Genomic DNA, 3,926 nt, shown 5'->3' with positions numbered 1-3,926 from the left:
GAGAGTAGGGAACTGCCAGGCATCAAACAGAAACAAAAGGCTCAGTCGAAAGACTGGGCCTTTTGTTTTATCTGTTGTCTGTCGGTGAGCGCTCAATATCCCACTCTTCCATAACACAAGCCATCCTGAGGCATATGCGGTAAACTAAGCACGATTTTGCATCAGGAAAGCGTCTATGAATCACTCCCTTAAAGTCTGGAACACCTTCGGTATTGATCAGTATGCTAATGAACTTGTCTGCGCCGAAAATGAGCAACAATTACTGAATGCCTGGCAATCAGCCAATGCATTACAACATCCAGTGCTGATCCTCGGTGAAGGGAGTAACGTCCTGTTTCTTGATGCCTTCTATGGAACGGTGATTGTTAACCGTATTAAGGGCATTCAGGTCACAGAACAGCCTGATGCCTGGCATTTGCACGTAGGTGCGGGGGAAAACTGGCATCATCTGGTACAGCATACTCTGCAACTGGGCATGCCAGGGCTGGAAAACCTTGCGCTCATCCCCGGTTGTGTCGGTTCATCACCGATCCAGAATATCGGTGCTTACGGCGTAGAACTACAGCGTGTCTGTGAATATGTTGATTGCGTTGAACTGTCGACGGGCAAACATTTACGCGTCGCAGCAGCGGAATGCCGTTTTGGCTATCGTGATAGTATCTTCAAACATGAATACCAGGATCGCTTTGCGATCGTTGCAGTTGGGCTGAAACTACCAAAACAATGGCAGCCGGTGCTGACCTACGGCGACTTAACTCGCCTGGATCCCTCGACGGTGACGCCGCAGCAAGTGTTTGATGCCGTCTGTCATATGCGTACAACTAAACTACCTGACCCTAAAATACAGGGTAACGCGGGGAGCTTCTTTAAAAATCCCGTCGTTACCGCAGAAGTTGCTCAGGTGCTGCTGTCACAATTTCCGACAGCGCCTCATTACCCTCAAAAAGATGGCTCTGTGAAACTGGCTGCTGGCTGGCTTATCGATCAATGTCAGCTAAAAGGGGCGAGTATAGGTGGTGCTGCGGTACATCAGCAACAGGCGCTGGTACTCATTAACGCCAACGATGCAACAAGCCAGGATGTGGTGCAGCTTGCCCATCACGTTCGCCAGAAAGTGGGTGCGAAATTTAATGTCTGGCTTGAGCCTGAGGTCCGATTTATTGGACCGAAAGGGGAAATGAACGCCGTGGAGATCATAGCATGAAGGATCATACTGTACCTCTGACGCTTATTTCATTGCTGGCTGATGGTGAATTTCATTCGGGTGAACAGCTAGGTGAAAAGCTTGGCATGAGTCGTGCGGCTATCAATAAACACATCCAGACGTTACGTGACTGGGGTGTTGATGTCTTTACCGTTCCCGGTAAAGGATACAGCTTACCGGAACCTATTCAGCTCCTGAATTCATCAGTTATTCATTCCCAACTGGATGGTGGAAATATTACCGTCCTGCCAGTCATTGATTCGACCAACCAATACCTTTTGGATCGTATTGGGCAACTGGAATCAGGTGATGCCTGCGTCGCTGAATATCAGCAGGCCGGACGTGGCCGTCGTGGGCGTAAATGGTTTTCTCCGTTTGGAGCAAACCTTTACCTCTCAATGTTCTGGCGTCTGGAGCAGGGACCGGCGGCTGCGATTGGCCTGAGCCTGGTCATTGGTATCGTCATGGCAGAAGTATTACGCGATCTGGGTGCCGATAAGGTGCGCGTGAAATGGCCCAACGACCTCTATCTGCTCGATCGTAAACTCGCCGGCATTCTGGTGGAGCTTACCGGTAAAACGGGTGACGCTGCGCAAATTGTTATTGGCGCGGGTATTAATATGGCGATGCGTCGGGTGGAAGAGAGTGTGGTTAATCAGGGCTGGATTAACCTGCAGGAAGCGGGAATTAACATTGATCGTAACACCCTTGCTGCTCGGTTGATCCGTGAGCTGCGTGCGGCACTCGTACTGTTTGAGCAAGAAGGGCTAACGCCTTATTTACCACGTTGGAAGACGCTGGATAATTTTATCAATCGTCCCGTTAAATTGATTATCGGTGATAAAGAAATATTTGGTGTATCCCGGGGAATAGATGCGCAAGGTGCACTATTACTTGAACAGGATGGCGTGATCAAACCGTGGATGGGTGGAGAAATATCACTCAGAAGCGCAGGGTAATAAAAAGGGGAGCGATTGCTCCCCTTTTTGTTTATTTCCGTAATCTCACTTGTTCAACAGCATGGTTGGCGCTTTTAGTCATGATTAAGCTGGCTCGCTCACGCGTTGGTAAGATATTTTGTTTTAAATTCAGCCAGTTAATTTCTTTCCAAAGTGTTGTGGCGGTATTGATAGCCTCATCTTCAGACAGTTTGGCGTAGTTATGGAAATAAGAGTCGGGGTTGGTAAATGCCCCTTCACGGAATTTCAGGAAACGATTGATATACCACGTCTGGAGTAATTCTTCTGGTGCGTCAACGTAAATAGAGAAGTCGACAAAGTCAGAAACAAATACATGATGTGGATCGTGAGGGTAATCCATTCCACTTTGTAATACGTTTAATCCTTCGAGAATTAAAATATCGGGTTGTGCGACGGTCTTGTCTCCATCAGGGATCACATCATAGATAAGATGTGAATAAACCGGCGCCGTGACGTTAGGGACACCTGACTTGAGGTCGGAAACGAATTTTACCAGACGGTGCATATCGTAGGACTGAGGGAAGCCTTTCTTCTTCATAAGTCCACGGTCTTTCAACACCTGGTTAGGGTGAAGAAAGCCATCGGTGGTAATCAACTCAACCTTGCGATGCTCAGGCCAGCGACTCAACAATGCTTGCAGGACGCGTGCAGTGGTACTTTTTCCTACCGCGACGCTGCCAGCAATACTGATGATATAAGGAATACGCTCGCCGTTGGTGCCTAAAAATTGCTCCAGCACAGCCTGACGGCGCAGGTTTGAACTGATGTAAAAGTTTAGCAAACGCGATAAGGGCAAATAAATCTCGGCAACTTCTTCCAGCGATAAGTCTTCATTAATGCCTTTCAGACGAGCAATCTCTTCCTCGGTCAGGGTCATCGGCACGGAATCACGAAGCGCAGCCCACTGGTTGCGATCAAACTGTAGGTAAGGCGTCATTAACGCTTGCTCTTTTATACTCATACGCATGGTCTGGCTGTCATTGCGATATCAGGTCAGTAATAAAAAATGAATTCATCCCTGGCACGCAATGGCACGTCACATTTCAGTTAATTTGGACAATGGGCAGGAGGGTAACACCAGATGGGAGGGAATAATAAGAAAAAATCATCCCCTGAAAAGCAATGTGACGGGTATTCCAGATGTAAAAAGAGGCACTTTGCATCAGTTGGTATACATATGATGGAGTAAAACACCTTCTGGATGGTCGTGAGACGTTGTAAATTTGTACAGGCAGGCGTGGAAATAGATTGTTTATCGGTCGTATAGTGTAAAATATGAGCGATAGAACGTTTTATGCGATTTTTTAGTTGCATGAAAGCGCAGGTCTCCATAAAATGCGCGCTACTTGATGCCGACTTAGCTCAGTAGGTAGAGCAACTGACTTGTAATCAGTAGGTCACCAGTTCGATTCCGGTAGTCGGCACCATCAAGTCCGGTGGGGTTCCCGAGCGGCCAAAGGGAGCAGACTGTAAATCTGCCGTCACAGACTTCGAAGGTTCGAATCCTTCCCCCACCACCACTTTCTGGCAGCGTTATCGCCGCCTGGGTTGGTTAGAAAAATTAACCAGCTCAAACAGAAAAGAGAGAAATCTCTTTTTTGTTACAGAAAGAACTGGGTAGCCGAGTTTCAGGATGCGGGCATCGTATAATGGCTATTACCTCAGCCTTCCAAGCTGATGATGCGGGTTCGATTCCCGCTGCCCGCTCCAGACGTGCTGATATGGCTCAGTTGGTAGAGCGC

At 48.0% G+C, this 3,926-nt stretch carries 3 protein-coding genes and 3 tRNA genes; 5 read left to right on the top strand and 1 reads right to left on the bottom strand.

Annotation, left to right across the window (positions count from 1 at the left end):
- Positions 1–175: 175 nt before the first annotated feature.
- Positions 176–1,204 carry a UDP-N-acetylmuramate dehydrogenase gene (murB, locus tag FDW98_RS21340; RefSeq protein ID WP_096758785.1) on the top strand — a complete coding sequence of 343 codons (1,029 nt, stop codon included), beginning with the start codon at positions 176–178 and terminating at the stop codon, positions 1,202–1,204.
- Positions 1,201–2,163, top strand: coding sequence for a bifunctional biotin--[acetyl-CoA-carboxylase] ligase/biotin operon repressor BirA (gene birA, locus FDW98_RS21335; RefSeq protein ID WP_096758784.1), 963 nt, complete (start codon positions 1,201–1,203; stop codon positions 2,161–2,163). Before murB ends, birA begins: the two co-directional genes overlap by 4 nt.
- Positions 2,164–2,194: 31 nt before the next feature.
- On the opposite strand, the gene coaA is transcribed toward birA, so the two are convergent.
- A complete protein-coding gene (gene coaA / locus FDW98_RS21330) occupies positions 2,195–3,145 on the bottom strand; it encodes a type I pantothenate kinase (protein ID WP_096759485.1) in 951 nt (316 codons plus the stop codon).
- Positions 3,146–3,535: 390 nt separating this feature from the next.
- On the opposite strand from coaA, the gene FDW98_RS21325 reads away from it, so the two are divergent.
- The 3 genes from FDW98_RS21325 (at position 3,536) to FDW98_RS21315 (ending at position 3,894) form a co-directional block, all read left to right on the top strand.
- A tRNA-Thr gene (locus FDW98_RS21325) sits at positions 3,536–3,611 on the top strand.
- Positions 3,612–3,619: 8 nt separating this feature from the next.
- A tRNA-Tyr gene (locus FDW98_RS21320) sits at positions 3,620–3,704 on the top strand.
- A gap of 115 nt (positions 3,705–3,819) precedes the next feature.
- Positions 3,820–3,894, top strand: a tRNA-Gly gene (locus tag FDW98_RS21315).
- Positions 3,895–3,926 lie beyond the last annotated feature (32 nt).

Source organism: Citrobacter sp. wls711 (genome assembly GCF_005281055.1).
Classification (GTDB): domain Bacteria; phylum Pseudomonadota; class Gammaproteobacteria; order Enterobacterales; family Enterobacteriaceae; genus Citrobacter; species Citrobacter gillenii.
This window is presented reverse-complemented; position numbering and strand designations above follow the sequence as displayed.

Coding starts and splice junctions, on each gene's coding strand:
- murB (WP_096758785.1), top strand. CDS start 176: ATGAATCACTCCCTTAAAGTCTGGAACACCTTCGGTATTGATCAGTAT.
- birA (WP_096758784.1), top strand. CDS start 1,201: ATGAAGGATCATACTGTACCTCTGACGCTTATTTCATTGCTGGCTGAT.
- coaA (WP_096759485.1), bottom strand. CDS start 3,145: ATGAGTATAAAAGAGCAAGCGTTAATGACGCCTTACCTACAGTTTGAT.